This is a genomic window from Listeria tempestatis (assembly GCF_963575625.1).
Classification (GTDB): domain Bacteria; phylum Bacillota; class Bacilli; order Lactobacillales; family Listeriaceae; genus Listeria; species Listeria tempestatis.
On the sequence record NZ_CAUYTK010000004.1, the window covers coordinates 241586 to 262579 of the forward strand.

Here is a 20994-nt window from a genome sequence, read left to right on the forward strand (position 1 = left end):
AATATCCATAATCCTATCGTCTAGTTTCTTAATCATATAATTGTATAAAAACAAGAAGGAAGGCTACTCTCACTTAATATGATATTAGATTGCAATCAAAAAAATAATTAATTTTGTAACTTTTTGCAATTCGTTTTATGAAAAAAAACAAAATAAAAACCCCACTCTTTTTGGGGTCAGTACAGTATATACTTTTGTGGTGGAGTTTTTCTGTTATTAAAGCTAATTCAAAAAGGCATCTTCAAACTAAAAAATTTTTGATAACATATGGATTATTTCGTTAGAACACAAACTAATCTGTTTTTTTCCCTAATATTTAAATGCAGTATGGTGTTTAAATATTCGTTCTTCATATGTAATGCATTACATATGAATTAAAGTAAATTTCGTTCTGTAACACGGTAAATATGAATGGTTAAATACACTTGTTCATCACGTGTTAATGAAGCATGGTGGGTATTTTTTAAATAGGCGTCGATTTTTTGAGTACATTTAAATGCTTCTGGATATTTAATTTGGACTTGTTCAAATAGAAAATCATCACCAGAATCTACAACTTCATCCATCAGCATTCTTTGCGCAAAATATTGAAGATGTGTCACAAAACGTGTGTAATTGAGCGAGGTTTCATCTAAGACCATTCCATAATGATAGGTCACGATGTTTAAAATATCTTGAACAATTTGCGTCATTGTAACTGTGGTGGTCATTTGTTGGCCATCTTGGCGTGCGTTCACAATATGCAGTGCGATGAAGCCTGCTTCATCTTCATCAAGCAAATAACCGAACTCTTCTTGAATAATGCCAAGTGCTTTTAAACCAACTTGGTATTCAGGTTGATAGAAACGTTTGATTTCCCAAAGTAATGCATTTTTCAGGTTAATCCCTTGTTTGTAGCGAGAAAGCGCAAAATTAATATGATCTGTAAGTGTCAAATAAATGTTCGCACTAAGCTCGGCGCTTAGTTTTTCCTTGGCATATTGCACGATGTCATCAGCAACACGTAAATGTTTGGCGGATATTTCGCTTAATAATTCAGAGAGCTTTTCGGAAAGCTCATGTGATTCCATTACAAAGGTCTTTTCAATTTTTGTTTCGTCGACTTTGTCTCCGACCTTCTTTTGAAAAGCTAATCCACGTCCCATAACAACAATTTCCCTGGCCTCTCCGTCTTCGGCAACGACAACATTATTGTTTAAGATTTTTATGATCTCCATTTGTCTTAACCATCCTTTCAAAAGAAAAAACCCAAACTAATTCCAAAACTACAAAAAACAATAGTCTTCGAATTAATTTAGGTTTTGCCTGCCAAACAGTAACAATCCTACAATTCTTGTTTTATTATAGTATATAAAGAAAACGTTTGCAATACCTATTTTCAATTTGTCAACATTATATGAAGTCTTTTTAATTTTTGTTGTCATTGTAATCCATTATACTTTAAAAAGTAACGTTTTGAAACAGGCAAATCGGGAAAATGAACATAGAAAGCATTTAAAAAGGAGGATTTCTAACATGGCAGATATTAAAACAAATTCAGTTCGTACAACGAAGAAAGCACCCAAAATGAGTGATGCTTTGCCAAAAGAAAATTCCCACTATCAGTTTGCTGAAAAGACTCATGTGAATAATAAGCCAGTCACGGAACAAAAACAACAATTCCACCGGAGAATTCTAGATTGAGTAGGTAAAATTAGAGCGCTCAGCAGTATGCTAAGTGCTTTTTTAGGAGGAAAAAAGATGCCAAATGTAAAAATGACTTTTATTAATTTACCTGTAAAGGATTTAAATGAATCGATTGCTTTTTACACCGAGCTAGGGTTTGAATTCAACCCAGATTTTACCGATGAAAACGCAACTTGCATGATTATCAATGAAACTACTTTTGTTATGTTACTTGTGGAGCCATTTTTCAAACAGTTCCTACCTTCTTCAGAACTCCCTGACTACAAAAAAACAACGGCTGTCATCAATGCACTTTCGTTTGAAACTCGTGCTGAAGTGGATGATCTTTACGAGAAAGCTGTTAATGCTGGGGCAAAAAAAGGATATATCATGGATGAAAATGGCATGTATTCGCGAAGCTTTTATGATATAAATGGTCATATTTTCGAACTTTTTCACATGAATATGAATGGCTAATTAAAAAAGCATTCGAGCTAACTCGAATGCTTTTTAATTTCAAAGTATATATTCTTCAGAATAAAAGTGCTCACAAATTTGAGAAATTCTTTTTAAGTCCACATTCCCACCAGAAATTAATGAAACCACTTTTTTCCCTTCTACATAGCGTTTAGTCTTTTCAGATACGAGTGCGGCCGTACTTAGCGCTCCAGCACCTTCTACAACAGCTTTACCTCGTTGAAGTAGATCTTTCATTGCACTTTCAAGTTCATCTTCTGTAATTGTCACAATATCATCTACAAGCGAGCGGACAATTTCAAATGTAATTTCTCCTGGTACTTTAACGGCGCAGCCATCTGCCATCGTTTGCGCCATATAATGGGAAGTTATTTTTCCTGCGTCAAAGGAAGCTTTCATACCATGAACATTTTCTGCTTGAACACCGATGATGCGGATATTTTGGTTAAATGATTTTAGTGCAACCGCAAGACCCGAAATAAGTCCACCTCCACCAATTGGTGCGATGACCGTATCAACGTTCCACATATTATCTAAAATCTCAAGTCCAATGGTTCCTTGGCCTGCAATTACGGCTGGATCATCGTATGGATGAAGGAAAGTTTGGCCGGTTGTCTTCACAATCTCTTCGCATTTTGCTTTTGCATCATCGAACGTATCACCAAATAAAATGACTTCGGATCCGTAACCGCGTGTCGCATCAATTTTTGCTTGCGGAGCTGTTTCTGGCATAACGATTGTGCTTTTAATCTTTTGGAGTCTCGATGAGAGTGCAACTCCCTGCGCATGATTTCCGGCTGAGCAAGCGATTACACCCCGCTCGCGTTCTTCTTTCGTTAACGTGTTGATTTTATTGAACGCTCCGCGAAATTTGAACGAACCTGTGAGTTGCATGTTTTCAAGCTTTAAATATGCGTCCGCACCTGTTATGCTAGTTAAATAGAAAGATTTTACAAGCGGTGTTACTCGGGCATTATTGTGTAGGGTATCTTTTGCTTTTTGAATATCCTGAATGCTTACATGCTGATTTATGTTCATTTAAAGCACCTTCTCTACACTTTTAAATGGTAAATCAAGTGTTTCGCCTAAACTTTCAAAAGTAATTTCACCTTGATAGAGGTTAATTCCTGTTACAAGTGAGTCGCTTTCTGACATTGCCAGTTTGATACCTTTTGTCGCAATATCAAGTAAATAGGTAATGTTTCCTTTTGCAAGTGCCATCGTCGCTGTCCGAGGAGTTGCACCTGGCATATTTGGAACTGCGTAATGCAAGACATTATGTTTCAAAAAGACTGGATTATCGTGCGTCGTATACTGATTAATCGTTTCAACTGTGCCACCTTGGTCAATTGCAATATCAACAATGACACTTCCAGGCTTCATTGTTTTCACCATGTATTCTTTCACAATTTTAGGCGGTTTCGCCCCGGGAATTAAAATGGTTGAGATAAATATATCGGCCTTTTTGATTGTCATCTCTAAATTCTCTGTTGTGGAAGGGAAAACTTGAACTGATTTTCCGTCGTAACGTGTTTCTAGATAGCGAATACGCTCAGGGTTTAGTTCGAGAATGGTCACGTTACATCCCATGCCAACTGCGAGGTCTGCCGAATTTTCTGCTGCATTACCGCCACCTAAGATGACCACTTCGCCTGCTTTAATGCCGTCGATACCAGGTAGCAAGATGCCCTCTCCGCCGTGCTGTTTTTCTAAATAGTAGGCACCCATGAAGATAGCACGACGTCCGGCAATCGCACTCATCGGTTTGAGAAGCGTCAAAATGCCATCTTCTAAAATGGTTTCACCAGCAATTGCTGTTGTGCCAGCTTGCATCATAGCTTCAACACACGATTTTGAGGCCGCAAGATGAAGAAAACCCCAAATAATTTGATTCTTTTTGAAGAAAGCATATTCTTCTGGTTGTGGCTCTTTCACTTTCACAACAAGCTCCGCAGCCCATGCTTCTTCTTTTGTTACAAGTTTGGCGCCGGCATTTGAATACTCTTCGTTAGAAAAACCAGAACCTAGACCAGCGTCTTTTTCTACTAAAACAATTTGACCATTTTCAACTAGTTTTTTGGCATTTTCAGGTGTCATTCCAACACGGGCTTCACCTTTTTTGACTTCTTTTACAACTGAAATAATCATTTTGACACGTCCTTTGTGATAGTTTGAAAACACCGTAGGCCTATTACTTGTTTTCGTCATTTGCGACTACAGAATAACACCCCGTTTTAAAAGCTGTCAATTCAACTTTGATAATAAAATCACAAACTTTTAAACATGAACAATCCGGAAATCAATTCTCTTGGAACGGGTTTCAAATTTTTTTGAACTTCATTTTTCACGTTTGATAAAACTTTGTCCAAGCTTAGGCGAAAAAAACTGGACAAATTAGAGATTTGTTTATATTGCTTATCTGTAAGCGGAGTCATAGGATTAAGGTGTAAGGTAAATTACTCCAGAAGCGCAAATAAAATTTCTGCTTTAATCAAAAGCGCTTTATAGGGTTACATTTATTTACCCTTTGAAAGAAACTGCGAATGAAGTTCTGCGAAAGGAAGAAAATTTATGTACCTGTCTGCTAGATCTCGCATTATTTTAGAAAAAATACTTCCTGAAAAAAGTGATGTTACTATTTCGCAACTTGCAAACGATCTTGATGTGAGTGAGCGAACGGTGCGTCGTGATTTAGATGAAGTCAAGCAAACTCTTGAAAATTTCGGGCTTTCGCTTATTCGGAAAGGTAGTAAATTATCCGTTGGCGGCTCGTTTCGTGACCGCGAACATATTCAATCTACTTTGCTCGATTTAATCGGAAATGAATTCACGCCGCTTGAAAGACAGCAGTTTATTTTGCGCGTGCTTTTAACGACGAATGAGCCTGTCAAACTTATCGCGCTTGCCAATGAACTTTCAGTCACTGTGGCAACAGTTGGTAGTGATCTTACAAAAATTGAAGAGGAATGGGACGGTAAAATTCGTATCGAGCGCAGGCGTGGTATTGGCGTTCGTTTAGATGCTTCCGTCATTGAAAAGCGTGAACTATTACGTGAACTCTTGCTAATGAGCATCCCGAAACTCAAACTGTATCAATATTTTGTGGATTTATTAGACGGTGTGCCCACTCAAAATAATGATGATTTTTTGAGCCACTTTATCGACTTAAACTTGCTTGAACTAACCGACAGAACCTTAACACGCTGGATGAAAAAGCTTTCTTATGAAGTGGATAATGATTCACTTGTTGAACTACTCATCTACCTTCTAATTACAGTGAAACAAATTTCAAAAGGAAATATCATTTCGAAAAAAAGTGATAATCCGATATTTTTGCATGACTATCCGGAATATGATATCGCAGAGCGCATTTTAAAAGATTGCTTGCCTGAGGAAACCATTCCAGAAGCGGAGATTACAGAGTTTACCATGCAAATCCTTGAAGTGGAAATTCGCCACGGGGAAGATGTTTTTTATCGCAATGAAAAAGTGCAAGCCATCCGAATCGCAAAAAAACTTATTTCCCGTGTAATCAAGGAGACCGAGCTACCTCTTTCACAAATGTCACTTCTAAAAGGCTTAACCGAACACATTCAATATTCGATCATCCGCTTAAAGAAAAAAATGCCGCTAAGTAATCCGCTTTTACCTTTGATTAAAAGTGAGTTTGGTGACTTATTTCATATCGTACAGCAAATTGCATCTGAACTTTACCCGTTCAAAAAGCTACCTGAAGAAGAAACAGGTTTCATCGTACTACATTTTGAAGCGGCCATCATCCAATCTGAGAACCTACGACCTTACAGTGCTTTATTCGTCACTTCCAGAAGTAACGGTGTAAGTACGTGGCTACGTGCCAGATTTCGCAAGCGGCTTCCAAAACTACAAAAAATCAAGTTTGTCACGCCGCTTGAACTCGTGAAGGAAACGGATTTACATAAATATGATATTATTCTTTCCACAACAGATTTAACCGATTTTAATATTGATTACGAACTAATTAGTATATTTATCTCAGATGCTGAAATAAAAGAAATCAAGCATAAACTTGAAAAAATTGTAAGTATAAAAGGGGATTATATTGGCTTTCCTCATTTTCAGGATAACTCAAAAAAGCTCAGAGAAACACTTATGAGCTTAAAAAATATGCACCAGTTTTATGGATTAATTATTTCCTTCTTGGAATCTCTCTATATCGAGCAAGGTAGTGACATGACGCGAAATAAAGAGGATAACTTGCGCTTGTTTAGTCAGTCTATTGCAGACAAAGAACCTGACCTTTCACCCGAAAAAATCTTTAAGAAATTGAGTGCCCTTGAAGCGAAGCAAAAAATTATTTCAAGTGGTACAAATTCTGCCTACTTTCTTGTAAATGATAACGTGAAAACAGCATCAACACATGTTTTCACGCTAAAACATTCGCTTGATTTTCAAATTGAGGACGGCTTAAAGTCTGCCATATCTACTGTGATGATTTTTATGTTGCCTTACGAACTTAATGCTGAACTACTTGAAATTACTACTTACTTGCTAACTGTTTTGACAGAAGATGATGCCGCCATTTTGCTTGCGGAATCAGGTGATGAGGAAAAAATCACATCTTTATTCATAACGTATTTAGAAGAATTTTTAGAACATAAAAATACGTACCGAACGGAAAATTTAGGTTTTCCATTATAAAATTGTCATTATCATGTTTATACGTGTCAATTTATTCGGCAAATAGGCATGTTAATATAAAAAACATTGAGGAGGAATCATGAAAATGTCCAAAGTTTTAAATGATTTTCTAACACCACAGCTTGCTGCGTTACGTGAACAAGGTTTATACAATGAAATTGATTCCATTCAAGGACCAAATGGCGCGAAAGTGAAAATCCATGATAAGGAATTAATTAATTTATCTTCCAATAACTATCTAGGCTTTTCAAATGATGCGCGCTTAAAGGAAAAAGCAATCGAAGCCACAAAAGAATATGGTGTCGGTGCTGGCGCTGTCCGTACAATTAACGGTACAATGACGATTCACGACGAACTTGAAAAGCGCATCGCAGAGTTCAAACATACCGAAGCGGCTATTGCTTTTCAATCTGGTTTCAACTGTAATATGGGGGCTATTTCTGCGGTTATGACCAAAAAAGATGCCATCATTTCAGATGAACTCAATCATGCGTCAATCATCGATGGTTGCCGTCTATCCGGTGCTAAAGTAATTCGCGCGCGCCATCAAGATATGGATCACCTTCGCAAACTTGCCAAAGAAGCAACCGAAAGTGGTCAATACGAGAAAGTGATGTACATTTGCGACGGAGTATTCTCAATGGACGGCGATGTGGCAAAACTTCCTGAAATCGTTGAAATTGCTGAAGAATTCGGCTTAATCACTTATGTGGATGATGCTCACGGTTCTGGTGTGATGGGAAACGGTGCAGGAACTGTAAAACATTTCGGTCTTTCGGATAAAATTGATTTCCAAATCGGGACACTGTCCAAAGCGATTGGGGTTGTAGGCGGATACGTTGCAGGTTCGCAGAAACTAATTGACTGGCTCAAAGTTCGTGCAAGACCATTCTTGTTTTCGACGTCTCTTACCCCTTCATCGGCTGCCGCCTGCATTGAAGCCATCAACATTATGGAAAATGAGCCTGAAACCATTGAAAAACTTTGGGATAATGGTAAATATTTAAAAGCTGGCTTAAAAGACCTAGGCTTTGACATCGGGCATTCTGAAACGCCCATTACGCCCTGCATTATCGGAGATGAAAACTTAACGCAGAAATTTTCTCGTCGTTTACTGGAAGAAGGCGTTTATGCAAAATCCATAGTCTTCCCTACCGTTCCAAAAGGTACTGGTCGCGTTCGCAATATGCCGACAGCCGCACACACAAAAGAAATGCTAGATGAAGTATTAAAAGTTTATGAAAAAGTTGGCAAGGAATTAAACGTCATTTCATAATTTTTCTTAAAATAAAAAGAGCGAGGCTAAGCAATACATCGTCCAAAATGCGCTTAGTCCCGCCCATAAAAAATTATTAACTTGTTTATTATACCATCAAAAGGATTTAGCTTTCAAAATATATTGTCTGGAGGTTTTTTATAATGAAAAAAATTCTAATTACAGGTTGCTTAGGTCAAATTGGTTCTGAACTTACAATGCGTTTGCGTCGTGACTACGGCGAGGAAAATGTTATTGCAACGGACATCCGTCGCATTGATAGTCCTGTTTGTAATGAAGGCATCTTTGAAATTTTAGATGTTACAAATCAAGAAAATATGCTTACCCTTGCAAAAAAACATAATGTGGATACGCTCATTCATTTGGCGGCGCTTTTATCTGCTGTAGCAGAAGCAAAACCGCAACTTGCTTGGGATTTAAACATGGGCGGCCTTGTCAATGCGCTAGAAGTGGCACGTGAATTAAATTTAAAATTCTTCACACCTAGCTCTATCGGCTCATTTGGTCCTGGGACGCCTGCTGTGAATACACCACAAGACACATTACAACGCCCGACTACCATGTACGGCGTAACAAAAGTAGCCGGCGAATTACTTTGCGACTACTACTTCTCCAAGTTCGGTGTCGACACTCGCGGCGTTCGTTTCCCTGGATTAATTTCCTATACTACCCTCCCAGGTGGTGGAACCACGGATTATGCGGTCGATATTTATTACGAAGCGCTTAAGAAAAAAAGCTATACCTCGTTTATTAAACAAGGTACGTATATGGATATGATGTACATGCCTGATGCGATTGACGCGATTGTAAAATTACTTGAAGCTGATCCGTCTCGTCTTGTTCATCGTAACGCTTTTAATATTACCGCAATGAGCTTTGAACCTGAGCAAATTGCTGCGTCAATTCGCAAAGTAATTCCTGAATTTAAAATGGACTATGATGTGGATCCTGTCCGCCAAAAGATTGCTGATTCTTGGCCTGATTCGCTAGATGCGAGTTGTGCAAAAAATGAATGGGATTTTAATCCGGTGTTCGATTTAGACCGTATGACAAATGATATGCTTAGAAAGCTTGCAGAAAAACTAGAAAATGATAGTGTAACAAAGTGAGATATTCCGTCCTAGTCAACTTTTTAGAATAACAAAAAATATTTGTGAGGTCGAAAAATGACCTCACAAATAGTAGGGAGAAAAAAATGGAGAATCAGAAATTAAAAAAAGAAATTGGCTTTTTCACAGCTCTTACTGTCGTTATCGGTACGGTTATAGGTTCTGGTGTATTTTTCAAACCAGAAGCCGTATTCTCTGCTACAGGAACAGCTGGTCTAGGATTACTTGCCTGGGTTCTTGGCGGGGTTATTACCATTTGCGGTGGTTTAACTGCCGCTGAATTGTCCGCAGCAATTCCTGAAACAGGAGGTATGATTGTTTACCTAAGAAAAACGTATGGAAAACTTGCCTCCTATATGCTCGGCTGGGCGCAAACTGTCATTTATTTCCCAGCAAATATTGCAGCTCTTTCTATTATTTTCGGAACACAAGTAGCCAACCTATTTGGCACAAGTGACGCGATTATTATTCCTGTTGCCATTGCTGCCGCTGTGTTTGTTATGTTTATGAACTTTTTAGGTGCTAAAGCAGCTGGTTCACTTCAAGCGATTACAACGGTATGTAAACTCTTACCTTTAGCACTTATTATTATTTTTGGTTTATTCCATCAAGGTGACGTTGCTTTTAGACTATTTCCAATGAGTATTGAAGACCATCCTTTCCTAACAAGTTTAGGTTCTGGCTTAGTCGCTACAATGTTTGCCTATGATGGTTGGATTCACGTTGGTAATATAGCTGGCGAAATGAAAAATCCAAAAAAAGATTTACCAAAAGCAATTGTTATAGGCTTAACAGTAGTTATGGCTGTATACTTGTTGATTAACATTGCTTACTTGATGGTTATGCCAGCAGCAGCTTTAGCATCAACTGCAACTCCGGCGGCTGACGTAGCTAATATCATTTTCGGATCAATCGGTGGAAAACTGATTACAATTGGGATTTTAATTTCCGTTTTTGGCACAATTAATGGCTATACGATGACTGGTATTCGTATCCCTTACGCAATGGCTATCCGCAATCAACTTCCATTCAGCGGTTGGTTTGCTAGATTAGGTAAAACTGCTGTTCCTTATAACAGCGGAATCGTTGTTTTAATCATTTCCATCATTATGATTTTCTCAGGACAGTTCAATCAATTAACAGATATGTTAATTTTTGTTATTTGGATTTTCTATACGCTTGTTTTTGTCGCTGTCTTTATTTTGCGGAAACGAGAACCGGACATGGTACGTCCTTATAAAGTACCATTTTATCCTGTCATCCCGATTATCGCGATAGTCGGCGGACTATTCATCGTACTCAATACTTTATTCACACAACCTGTGAATGCGGGTGTTGGGCTACTCCTAACAGCAATTGGACTACCTATCTACTTCTACAAAAAAAGCAAGGGCCACATGAGTGAAGATTGAGTTTTAGGAGTGAGTAAAAATGTCTATGATTATTTGGGTAACCCTCAGTGCCCTTATTATTATCGTTATAGTCATTTCTGAGCTTGATGAACGAAAAAATAAGAAATAATGACATTCGCTATCACAAAAAAACGACTAGGCTCCTTTACCTAGTCGTTTTTTAATAACACCTCATTTTTTGTATATTCATGTTGGCTTATTTTGCTATTCCATTTATAATGAAAGAGAAAGACAACTTAAGGAGAGTACACTAATGATTTTTGAATGGCTTATTGATTTTTTAGTTTGGCTGTTTTTCGATATTATCCGAGAAGCGATAACAGAATTTTTTGACTGGTTATTTAATAAAATTACCTTTGGCAGACGTAACAGAAGAGTAAAGTCTCGAAAAATGAAACCTGCTAAAAGTAAGTATGGGCGAATTAAGCGCGGAAAGTATAGCCGTTAAATTTTGGCACTTATGATTTATACTGCGATGTAAAATTGTATATTTTATTTGGAGTTGAAAGTTTTTTACTTTTTAAATAGAGAGAACAATAAACTAAAGGGGAGAATCTTATTGAAAAAGCCGATTCATAAAAGATGGTGGTTTTGGGTCATCATTGTCGTTGTTGGACTTGGTCTAATTGGCAGCTGTTCCAATAGTGATATGGTTGAAAAAGAGGAGTATCAAAAGCTTGAAGCAAAAATTAAATTAAAAAACAAAGAAATCTCTGAATTAAAAGGGGAACTGAGTGACTCTGAAAACAGTTTAGATAGGCTGAGAGATGAAAAAGATTCTATTCAGAGCAAACTCGATGTTTACGAGGAAAAAGAAACAGAAATCGCAAAAAAAGAAGCAACAAAATTGCTCGATTCTGCAGAGAAAACATTAAATACTGCTGATTTTGATAAGGCAAAGGATTATATTGAACAAAATGAATTTCTAACAACAGCTCTATTCTCAGATCAGATTGACTCTATCCAAGAGAAAATTGACAAAAAAGAAGCAGATCTAAAGAAAAAGGCTGAACAAGCGGCTGAAGCTAAAAAGAAGGCAGCTGAAAGTGAAGTCCCAGATGACGACCAGAAGGTAGCTGAATCTCCACCTACGAAACAAACTCCAAACTCTGGAGCACAGCCAAAACAAGCAGAGCCGACTCCAAAAGCAAGCGAAACCGTTTCTACAGTTTTTGTTGCACCTCAATCAGGAAAAAAATATCATTACTCATCAACATGCCGTGGATTAAATCACGCTAATTCTGTGAAATCTATGGGCAAAAGTGAAGCAATCGCAAGCGGATATTCGCTTTGTGGTTGGGAAGATTAATCATTGATACGAACAATTTCAACTCATATTTAGCATTGATAAATATGAGTTGATGCTGTTATAGATAGGGGTATAATTAACAAAGAGGATGCAGAAATTAAGTGGCGTTAGGAGTATTTTAGTTCATGGTAAACGTTTAATGGTAGAAGACAACATGACGAATTAAAAAAGCCATCTGAATTAGATGGCTTTTTTAATTCGCTATGTTTTTTTATTTAACATAAGACCAAGTAACTGGTCCAGTACATGTCCCGCTCGTCCCTGAAAATTTAGGAACATATATATCGTAACTCATTTTTAAACGCTTTCCTTTTTTCTTCGCTGTTTTAAATTTACCTATTATATTTGCATATCCAGCATCCATTGCTAGAATTGCATAACCAACCCCAAAATGAGCAAAACCAGCTAAGTATTTAAACAATAAACTACTTTTGTTGTTCCATTTTTTTTCATTCGAGATTACTTTATTTATGTAACTTTTGCTAAAAACTACATTAGCCCTATATTTTGTGTAGTCAGATCTATACTTTTTCGCTGGCGCTGCAGCTTCCACCTGCATTGTTGAAATAGTCAATGACACAGGCGTAATTATCATTATTGCAACCAAAATTTTAATTATTATTTTTTTTGCTTTCATCTCACTCGTCTCCTTTTTTATGTTGCTTCTGTCTACTTTTTTGTGTTACTATTTATTTTTTTTACATCAAAAATAAAAATACCAATCACAAATAACGCAAATAATAAAATATTTACTCCAGTGGATATATTCAGTACATAATTAAGAATAAGCACTACAAATAAAAAACAAATTGTATAAAGTATTCTGTTTTTGGTAAACATTTAATCACCTCCTAAACCAAATATAGCACATAAGTAAATAGCGAAACGAAAAACACCCTGAAAAGTCTATTTTTAGTCCTAAATAACAAATATAAGCGTAGTTTTCAAAAATATAGGATATTCCACTGAATCCAAAAAATAAATAATCGCAAAATTCTATCTAATATCATAAAAATATTTATAAAACCTCTTGGTAATATAAATATAGAAAGTAATCAAATTGACGAAAAGGAATGATGAGACATGACAATCACGCAAGAAAATTTTATTGAGAGCCTATTAACAAAAAAATATGCCCCAAGCGACAGTTTAGTTCAAGCCTTTAAATCAGGAATGGAATTGAGCACGAAAGATGCTAGTAAATTAATTAATTGCCTCTTAAATTGCAAAAATAAAGAGCAAAGTACTAATAGTTTAGATAGACTGGTTAAATTGACAAAAGAAGTACTTTACAAGACAATTAAGAATAAAAGGTCTAAAAAAAAACGAAAAATTATTAGAAGAGTTAAGTAATGAAACGGGTATTCATTTTTGGAACAAAATGCAAACTGATTTAGTCACAAATGAAAATGTTGAACAGATTGCGACCGTTCTAAAAATTATCAAATAAAAAAGGAAAGAGAAAAAATGAAAATTAGTTATGAGTCTGATGAATTAATTGCAGAGTTGGAGAAGGATATTGAGGAATTTGGGAGAGATGAGGAACTTTGGGGCTTCTATAAAGTTATAGGTGAGCAAAAGGTTTATGTCAATTATGACTTTATTGTTGAAGAAAATGAGATAAAAAATGACGAGATTGACGAAAATGTGCATCTTGAACGCTTGCCAGCTCCTCAGTTATTTAAAGTATTATATAAATAAAAAAGCGCGGGTAATCACTCCCGCGCCCAATATAGAAAGTAACCATCGAAATGATGATTACTTTCATTATATCATTTTTTTGAAAGAAGGTATATATTATGACGGAAAAAAAATATAAAACAACACAGGCACAACGCGAAGCTTCTAAACGTTGGAGAGAAAAAAATAAGCAAAAAGCAAGTATACAATCGTCCAAAAGGGCTAGTGTATATTTCATCAGGAATCATGCTACGTTGGCAGAATTAGACGAATTAGTGGGTATAATTGAAGAGCGAAAAAAACTTTTAAAAAACCCTTGATAATATAACGTTAGCGTTATGAATTGTTATCTTTGGACTTGCAACTGGTTGCCGCTTTTCTGAAATTATTGGTCTCACTTGGGATGCGATTGATTTTGAAAATAAAACTATTTGGATAGACAAGACGTGGGATTATAAATATACTCACAACTTTTCAAATACTAAAAACTACGCATCGAAACGCACAATAACAATAGATGACAATACTTTATCGATGTTGAGACAGCTACACAAAGATCAAAAAGCGTTCTTTTTCAAAGCAGGTTTGATTAATGAATACGAGAAAATCCCAAATGTATTTGTAAATCACCGTTTAGAAATAATTTCGAACAACGCAGTAAATAAATATTTACGAGCTTCTTGCAAAAAATTAAACATTACGCCCATCACATGCTATTCATTACGACATACCCACGCATCAATATTGTTATATCAAGGAGTTAACATAAAATATTTATCAAGACGACTTGGTCATACAGATATTATAATTACTCTACAAACCTATTCACATATAATTGATGAATTGGAGCAAAGGGAATCAACCCATGTAAATGATATTATGAATTTAATGAGAAGCAAAGGATAATGCAAAATCAGTGCAAAATATTTTGCATTCCAATCCTTCACTTTCATTTTCTCACAAATAAAAAACCTTTAAAACGTTGATAATAAACATTTTTAAAGGTTTTTTCATTCACATATTTTCACCAAAAATGGAGCTGGCGGGAGTCGAACCCGCGTCCAGAAATATCGGCACTCGAACTTCTACGCGTGTAGTCTCGATATTAGAATTTCGCTTGAATCTCGGCCTCGAAACTGGCTTCCTTTCAGCTAGTTTGATTAATCTCTTTTTAAAGACTACAAACGGAAGCCTTTAAACGTATCCCACTTAGAGTAAGACCCTGACCGTAGCACATGGGCGATGCACGGAGGATCAGCTTAAGCTACTATTACGCAGCGAAAGCTAGGTTTTGTTTTTCTTTGCCAGTTATTATTGGCTTTTGCGTTGTTAACGAGGACGACCCTCGACGCGCAATCCGAGCTCGAACTATCCCTGTCGAATCCGTAACAGCCCCGAATGAAAAACTCTAGCTTTTTCATTATACTAAAAAAACAGCGCAGACACAAGCTTAGAGCGACTTTCTACTGACTAAATCGATTAAAAAACGAGACAGAATTCCAATCCGCTCAGCAGATTGAAATTCTCCTAATGCTGGCGCTCCTTAAATGCGCGTTCAATATCTCGTTTGGCTTCTTTTCGTTTTAAGTCTTCGCGTTTATCGTACTTCTTCTTCCCCTTCGCGACACCAATTAGAACCTTCGCGTAACCGTCTTTCAAATACATTTTAAGTGGGACAATGGAGTAGCCGGCTTCCTTAGTTTCCCCAATCAAACGACTAATTTGTTTTTTATGCAACAAAAGCTTTCGCGTTCTAAGCGGATCGTGGTTATAACGATTTCCTTGCTCATAAGGACTAATATGCATATTGTGTAAAAAAACTTCGCCTTTATCCACGCGCGCATACGCGTCCTTCAAGTTCACACGAGCACCTCGCACAGATTTAATTTCCGTACCTTGGAGGACAATACCCGCTTCAAAAGTTTCTTCGATTGCAAAATCGTGACGCGCCTTTTTGTTTTGCGCGATAAGCTTACCTTCACCTTTTGGCATTTTTTATCCTCCTTTCTAACGGCGTTTTTTCTTCTTGCTATTTTTAGGCTGCCCTTTTTTGGCTACACTTTCATAAAATGCTTTTTTCTTTTTCTTCTTTGGTTTTGTATACCAATCGCCATCAGATTGCTTCTCCTCTTTATTTGAATGAGGCTTACGACGCTTCTGATTGCGGTTTCCTTTTTCTTTAAAAGCGCGCGTTTTATTTATCGGCTTTTGTTTTTGGAATTTTGCTCTGCCACCCTCTTTGCCCTCACTAATTAAAGTGAAGTCAATTTCACGTGCATCTACATCTACTTTCGTTACTTCGACTTCGACCTCGTCACCAATTCGGTAAACCCGACCTGTACGTTCGCCAATCATGGCTAAAATATTTTGATGGAACTGGTAGTAATCGCCTTTCATTGCGCTCACATGAACTAAACCTTCAATTGTATTTTCCAGTTCAACAAATAAACCAAAATTCGTGACCGAACTAATAATACCAGTAAATTTCTCGCCTACTTTATCAACCATAAATTCCGTTTTCTTTAGCTCGTCCGTTTCACGTTCGGCTTCAACTGCGCGGCGCTCCATTTTAGAAGAATGCTCCGCAATTTCAGGCAGTTCTTCCGCACGTTTTTCAAGTGTTTTGGCGGACACATCCCCATTTATGAAGTACTCGCGAATCAGGCGGTGGACCATTAAGTCCGGATAACGGCGAATGGGGGAGGTAAAGTGTGTATAAAAATCAGTAGCCAGACCAAAGTGACCTGCTGAAACGGTATCATATTTTGCTTGCTGCATGGAGCGTAACATCACCGTTGAAATGACCATTTCTTCTGGCTTGCCTTTCACTTCATCCAAAACTTGTTGTAGTGCTGCTGGATGCACTTGGTTAGAGGTACCCTTTACGACTAAGCCAAAATTCGTAATAAACTCGAAGAAACGCGCAAGCTTATCCTCTTTTGGATCTTCATGGATACGATAAATGAACGGCACGTCCATCCAGTGGAAATGTTCTGCGACCGTTTCGTTTGCCGCTAGCATAAATTCTTCAATCAGGCGTTCACCTGCCGACCTCTCTCGCAAGACAACCTTCTCTGGGTGCCCCTTTTCGTCCACAAAAACCCGCGCTTCTTTCGCATCAAAATCGATTGCTCCTCGTGCTTCTCGCTTTTCCTTTAGATGTTTCGAGAGTGTAAACATGTCTTCAAGCATTGGCACAATAGGCGCATATTTTTCGCGTAGCCTAGTATCTTTGTCCACTAAAATCGCATTCACGTCCGTATATGTCATTCGCTCCGTCGTTTTAATGATACTTTCAAAAATCTCGTGGCTGACCACATGACCCGTTTCATCAATTTCCATTTCACAGCTCATCGTGAATCGGTCCACTTTCGGGTTTAAAGAACAAATCCCGTTTGATAAGCGGTGGGGCAACATTGGAATCACACGGTCTACCAAGTAAACACTTGTGGCCCTAAGAGCTGCTTCCTTATCGAGTTCAGAACCTTCCTTCACATAATGCGTGACGTCCGCAATGTACACACCCAGTTTAAAGTTCCCATTTTCAAGTTTTGAAACGGTGACCGCGTCATCTAAATCCTTGGCATCTGCTCCGTCAATCGTAATGATAACTTCATCACGCAAATCACGGCGCGAACCAATTTCCTCAGGGTTCACAACATCATCTGCCGCATTCGCTTCTTTCATCACGGCATCTGAAAATGTCGTTTCAATCCCGTGTTTATGAATAATTGATAAAATATCAACACCTGGATCATTTTTATGCCCAATAATCATTTTTACAATACCGCGCGCCCGGTTATGCGAATGCGCATATTCTGTAAGCTCCACAATGACTTTATGTCCATCAACTGGCTTTAAGCCATCCGCCAAGTCAACATGCACTTCACCAAATACACGTTTATCATCTGGAATAACAATCCCATCGCCAACTAAGTCCTCCATATATGTACCAACTAATTGTGTTGTTTTTCGCTCAACAATTTTACTAATGGTACCTTCGGCTAAGTTGTCGCCTTTTCGTTTCGTAATATTCGCAAGCACTAAGTCGCCATTCATTGCGTCATTGACTTCTGTCGGCGGGATAAAAATATCATCCAAGTCTTTTTCTTCCGGTAAAACGAAACCAAATCCGCGTTCATGCGCTCGAAAAGTCCCCTTAATATAATCCATCTTTTCAGGTAGCGCATACCGATTTTTTTTCGTCCGAATGATGTCTCCTTTATCTTCCAAGCGGACGAGCGCTTTCACCATTTCTTTAAAAGCATCCGCATCAGCTAAGTCAGTTGCAGCTTCTAAATCATCTAATGAAAAAGTTTGATCCTTTTGTCCGCGCAAAACATCTAATATGCGTGTTTCCATTTGCTGTTCTTCCATCATTCATCCCTCCTTGCTATTTATTCTTGCCAATCTAAACGGTCTAAAAAGTCTAAAATATCGTCTTGTAACTCTTTTCGTTCCTTATCTATCGTAATAACATGACCGGAGTTTTCATACCACTTAAGCGATTTATTCGCAGATTCTACAGTATCATAAATCCATTTAGCACCGTCCACATCCACCATATCATCCAGTTTCCCTTGCACAACGAAAATTGGCGCATAAATCATATCCACTTCACTCGCCACTTCATTAATTTCATCTTTTAATTTTGCAATTTGCCCCATAGACTCCCCTTCATAATGCAGCATTTCTAAATCAATTTCTTCCGGAGACTTCCCTTCAAGACGCTTATAATTCCGTACATAATCCATATACCCCGAAATAATCGGCGATGAACTATCCATTTTCGTTGGCGCACTCATCGAGACAATGCCTTTCACAGGCTTAGTAAACCCAAGTTTTAAAGAAAATAATGCGCCTAGTGACAGTCCAGCAACCGCAATTTCCTTATAGCCTAGCTCCTCTAAATATGCATAAGCCTCTAATACATCTTGCCACCAATCACTTGGTTCCGTCTGAAGTAGCAAATCCGGTGATACACCGTGCCCCTTATATTGCGGCGCATAGCACGTATATTGATGGTCTTGCAAAAATCGCCCTAACATTCGCACATCCGCCGAACTTCCCGTAAACCCATGAAGTAACAAAACCGCTCTTTTTCCTGTTTCAAATAAAAAAGGTTTTGGTGGTGTAAATTTCATTTTAAAACGCTCCTCACGCAACTTTTGATTCTACTATAGTGTACGTGAAATTATGCTTTCAAGCAATTAAAAAAATTTGTGACAGGTAGGGGTTTTGAGTATATAAAGGCTATGCGCGGAGAAGTAGTTATGCGAAGTGAAGAGAAAAGTCGCTAAAGAAAAAGAGACGGGTTGTAAAAAGCAATTGCTAGCACTTTGTACGAACCCATTAAGGATTAAATTCTCGCTTTGCTCGTATTTATATTTGGGTTCTAAGTGCTAAAGCACTAAGACATGGATTAAATTCTCGCTTTGCTCGTATTTATATTTGGGTTCTAAGTGCTAAAGCACTAAGAACCCAAACAAAAACCACCCACGGTTGTAGGTGGTTTATCATTAAGGGCTTAATTAATGAAAAAGCCTAATGCAATGAGTATTGCAAAGAAAATGATAGCTAATACAATTGTTGCGCGGTGCAAATATAATTCAAGGCCACGCGCTTTTTGTTTCCCGAATAATTGCTCTGCTCCACCAGAAATGGCGCCTGAAAGGCCATTACTTTTACCTGGTTGAAGGATAATCACAATAACGAGCAATATCGACACGACAACTAGCGTGACTGTTAAAAATGTATTCATTCTTTTTCCTCCTAAAAACCGTCCGTTTTGACTAAAGATAATCTTACCATATTACTGCGTGGCGTACAATAGATGTAGCTAAATTTGTTTGTTACAATTCTGTGAATGGTTCGCCTGTTTTCGCTTCTAATGCATCTAAAATTAGCCGTAAATTTTGAACAGGTACTTGACCAGGCGCAGAAGCTTCTCCAACAGTACCATACGTAATCGCTGAACCGAAAAGGCTACCAGATAAGCGCGAAATGACACCTAACGTCCCCATTGAAATGGCAACAAAAGGCTTTTTGGCTTCTTCTTTCAGCACGTTCATTGTATCGAGTAAAACAAGTGTATCTGCTCCACTTTCAGGCATGACAGCAATTTTTGTGATGTCCGCTTGTAATGCTTCCATGCGTGCAAAACGAGCTAGGAGAACTGATTTTGAGGGCGTTTTTTCAAAGTCATGGCTACTCATTAATACTTTCACATTTGATTCGTGGGCTAGCTTCACCAATTCTCTTACAGCGGTTTCATCATGAAATAGTTCCACATCGAGCAAGTCCACTTCACCTGTACGCACCATCACACGATTTAGCTCAAAATAGAAATCGTCCTTAATTTCCAGTTCACCACCCTCTTTTTTTGTTCTAAAAGTAAAAAGAAGCGGTTTTGTTTTGATAAAAGGTCGAATTTCGCGGAGAGCCCATTTGACAGTTTCAAGATCATGTACCTTGCCAAAGTAGTCCGCACGCCATTCAATGATATCCACATCAAATTCATTGATTAGCGCCACTTCACGTTTTAAATCTGCAATTGTCTTTCCCATAAGTGACACACAAATTTTAGGCATTCCGTCGCCAATCACAACATCATTTATAGTTACAAGTTTCATTTTGTATCCCCCTAAAAGAAAATACTATGTGCGTTTGCTTCCGAACTAAAGAAATATTTCCCGTCTTCATTTAACTCAATAAAAGGCAAAAGCTCCATATAATGATTAAATTCTTCAAAAGACGGCAACGCATCTTTTAACGTACACCCACGAAGAGCTTCAAATAACTCCTCTGCTGTAAAAAATTCAGGTAAAAAATCGCTTACCTTCGTAGAAAGAAGCATTTCCTGATTGATTTTGTGAGTAGCATCGCGCAAAATATCCAAATGATCAAACGCTAGCGGTAAATTGAATGCATCCTCCGCCGAAACGAGCGCCACGTTTGCCGCATCATCCCCGGCAACACGTTTTAAAAGCGCTTCTTTCGGAACAAAAGCGTAATGCGCACGCGTAATAATCCAGCCCCTAGGGTCGCGTCCTGGTTTATCATAAACACCAAACGCCGTAAGCGGAATATCCGTCAATCCAGTTTCCTCTTCCAATTCACGAATAGCTGCTTGATGCGCATCTTCATTTGGATCTACAAATCCGCCTGGAAATGCCCATTTCCCGCCTTCAATATTGGGGTTTCCTTCTGCATTCAAACGGCTTCTTTCAATTAAAAGCACATGCAATTTGTTATCTTGTACCGTAAAAAGTAAAATATCGCTCGTATAGCCGTCTGGTGTCCGAAATTTTTTTGCATCGTAGGATTCCAGTGCATCTTCTTGTTTCACAAAATTATCAGTCATTCCAACTTGCCTCATTTCTACAT

General features: G+C 37.9%; 22 protein-coding genes and 1 other RNA gene. 12 read left to right on the forward strand and 11 right to left on the reverse strand.

Features of this window, described 5'->3' with window-relative positions; genetic code table 11:
- Positions 1–374: 374 nt before the first annotated feature.
- Positions 375–1217: a BglG family transcription antiterminator LicT gene (licT, locus tag R8923_RS07865; protein ID WP_485872218.1), complete on the reverse strand. Its 843-nt coding sequence runs from the start codon at positions 1215–1217 to the stop codon at positions 375–377.
- A gap of 298 nt (positions 1218–1515) precedes the next feature.
- On the opposite strand from licT, the gene R8923_RS07870 reads away from it, so the two are divergent.
- Complete coding sequence (locus R8923_RS07870) at positions 1516–1683, forward strand: hypothetical protein (protein WP_485872219.1); 168 nt, start codon at positions 1516–1518, stop codon at positions 1681–1683.
- Positions 1684–1740: 57 nt separating this feature from the next.
- Positions 1741–2142, forward strand: a complete 402-nt coding sequence (locus tag R8923_RS07875; RefSeq protein WP_485872220.1) for a VOC family protein — start codon at positions 1741–1743, stop codon at positions 2140–2142.
- 39 nt (positions 2143–2181) lie between these two features.
- Here R8923_RS07875 and tdcB read toward each other — a convergent pair whose 3' ends face one another.
- Together tdcB and ald are read right to left on the reverse strand one after the other, a co-directional pair.
- A complete protein-coding gene (gene tdcB, locus R8923_RS07880; RefSeq protein ID WP_485872221.1) occupies positions 2182–3180 on the reverse strand; it encodes a bifunctional threonine ammonia-lyase/L-serine ammonia-lyase TdcB in 999 nt (332 codons plus the stop codon).
- Positions 3181–4290, reverse strand: a complete 1110-nt coding sequence (gene ald, locus R8923_RS07885) for an alanine dehydrogenase (protein WP_485872222.1) — start codon at positions 4288–4290, stop codon at positions 3181–3183.
- A gap of 423 nt (positions 4291–4713) precedes the next feature.
- Here ald and R8923_RS07890 point away from each other — a divergent pair, with 423 nt between their 5' ends.
- From R8923_RS07890 to R8923_RS07915, 6 genes are all read left to right on the forward strand, one after another.
- Complete coding sequence (locus R8923_RS07890; RefSeq protein ID WP_485872223.1) at positions 4714–6822, forward strand: BglG family transcription antiterminator; 2109 nt, start codon at positions 4714–4716, stop codon at positions 6820–6822.
- 85 nt (positions 6823–6907) lie between these two features.
- Positions 6908–8098, forward strand: coding sequence for a glycine C-acetyltransferase (locus R8923_RS07895; protein WP_485872224.1), 1191 nt, complete (start codon positions 6908–6910; stop codon positions 8096–8098).
- A 143-nt stretch (positions 8099–8241) separates the two neighbouring features.
- Entirely contained in the window at positions 8242–9207 is a 966-nt protein-coding gene (locus R8923_RS07900) for an L-threonine 3-dehydrogenase (RefSeq protein ID WP_485872225.1), read from the forward strand.
- Positions 9208–9293: 86 nt separating this feature from the next.
- Positions 9294–10619, forward strand: a complete 1326-nt coding sequence (locus R8923_RS07905) for an APC family permease (RefSeq protein WP_485872226.1) — start codon at positions 9294–9296, stop codon at positions 10617–10619.
- 253 nt (positions 10620–10872) lie between these two features.
- Complete coding sequence (locus R8923_RS07910; RefSeq protein ID WP_485872227.1) at positions 10873–11067, forward strand: hypothetical protein; 195 nt, start codon at positions 10873–10875, stop codon at positions 11065–11067.
- A 111-nt stretch (positions 11068–11178) separates the two neighbouring features.
- The gene (locus tag R8923_RS07915; RefSeq protein WP_485872228.1) at positions 11179–11928 is read left to right on the forward strand and encodes a hypothetical protein; all 750 of its coding nucleotides are present in this window, start codon (positions 11179–11181) and stop codon (positions 11926–11928) included.
- Positions 11929–12139: 211 nt separating this feature from the next.
- Here R8923_RS07915 and R8923_RS07920 read toward each other — a convergent pair whose 3' ends face one another.
- A complete protein-coding gene (locus tag R8923_RS07920) occupies positions 12140–12565 on the reverse strand; it encodes a hypothetical protein (RefSeq protein WP_485872229.1) in 426 nt (141 codons plus the stop codon).
- 446 nt (positions 12566–13011) lie between these two features.
- Here R8923_RS07920 and R8923_RS07925 point away from each other — a divergent pair, with 446 nt between their 5' ends.
- The 4 genes from R8923_RS07925 (at position 13012) to R8923_RS07940 (ending at position 14514) form a co-directional block, all read left to right on the forward strand.
- Positions 13012–13281 (forward strand): hypothetical protein, encoded by a 270-nt coding sequence (locus R8923_RS07925; RefSeq protein WP_485872230.1) that lies wholly within the window; start codon positions 13012–13014, stop codon positions 13279–13281.
- A gap of 114 nt (positions 13282–13395) precedes the next feature.
- Positions 13396–13629: a hypothetical protein gene (locus tag R8923_RS07930; protein WP_485872231.1), complete on the forward strand. Its 234-nt coding sequence runs from the start codon at positions 13396–13398 to the stop codon at positions 13627–13629.
- Positions 13630–13727: 98 nt separating this feature from the next.
- Positions 13728–13928 carry a hypothetical protein gene (locus R8923_RS07935; RefSeq protein ID WP_485872232.1) on the forward strand — a complete coding sequence of 67 codons (201 nt, stop codon included), beginning with the start codon at positions 13728–13730 and terminating at the stop codon, positions 13926–13928.
- 28 nt (positions 13929–13956) lie between these two features.
- On the forward strand, positions 13957–14514 hold the full coding sequence (locus R8923_RS07940; RefSeq protein WP_485872297.1) for a site-specific integrase: 558 nt from the start codon (positions 13957–13959) through the stop codon (positions 14512–14514).
- Positions 14515–14639: 125 nt separating this feature from the next.
- Here R8923_RS07940 and ssrA read toward each other — a convergent pair.
- The 7 genes from ssrA to R8923_RS07975 form a co-directional block, all read right to left on the reverse strand.
- Positions 14640–15004, reverse strand: a transfer-messenger RNA (tmRNA) gene (gene ssrA, locus R8923_RS07945).
- Between the two features lie 131 nt (positions 15005–15135).
- Positions 15136–15600 (reverse strand): SsrA-binding protein SmpB, encoded by a 465-nt coding sequence (gene smpB / locus R8923_RS07950; protein ID WP_485872233.1) that lies wholly within the window; start codon positions 15598–15600, stop codon positions 15136–15138.
- Between the two features lie 15 nt (positions 15601–15615).
- Positions 15616–17985: a ribonuclease R gene (gene rnr / locus R8923_RS07955; RefSeq protein WP_485872298.1), complete on the reverse strand. Its 2370-nt coding sequence runs from the start codon at positions 17983–17985 to the stop codon at positions 15616–15618.
- 20 nt (positions 17986–18005) lie between these two features.
- Positions 18006–18752, reverse strand: coding sequence for an alpha/beta hydrolase (locus tag R8923_RS07960; protein ID WP_485872234.1), 747 nt, complete (start codon positions 18750–18752; stop codon positions 18006–18008).
- A gap of 383 nt (positions 18753–19135) precedes the next feature.
- Entirely contained in the window at positions 19136–19369 is a 234-nt protein-coding gene (secG, locus tag R8923_RS07965; protein ID WP_485872235.1) for a preprotein translocase subunit SecG, read from the reverse strand.
- Positions 19370–19460: 91 nt separating this feature from the next.
- Positions 19461–20240 carry a type I 3-dehydroquinate dehydratase gene (gene aroD, locus R8923_RS07970; protein WP_485872236.1) on the reverse strand — a complete coding sequence of 260 codons (780 nt, stop codon included), beginning with the start codon at positions 20238–20240 and terminating at the stop codon, positions 19461–19463.
- Between the two features lie 11 nt (positions 20241–20251).
- A complete protein-coding gene (locus R8923_RS07975; protein ID WP_485872237.1) occupies positions 20252–20971 on the reverse strand; it encodes an NUDIX domain-containing protein in 720 nt (239 codons plus the stop codon).
- Positions 20972–20994: the final 23 nt, after the last annotated feature.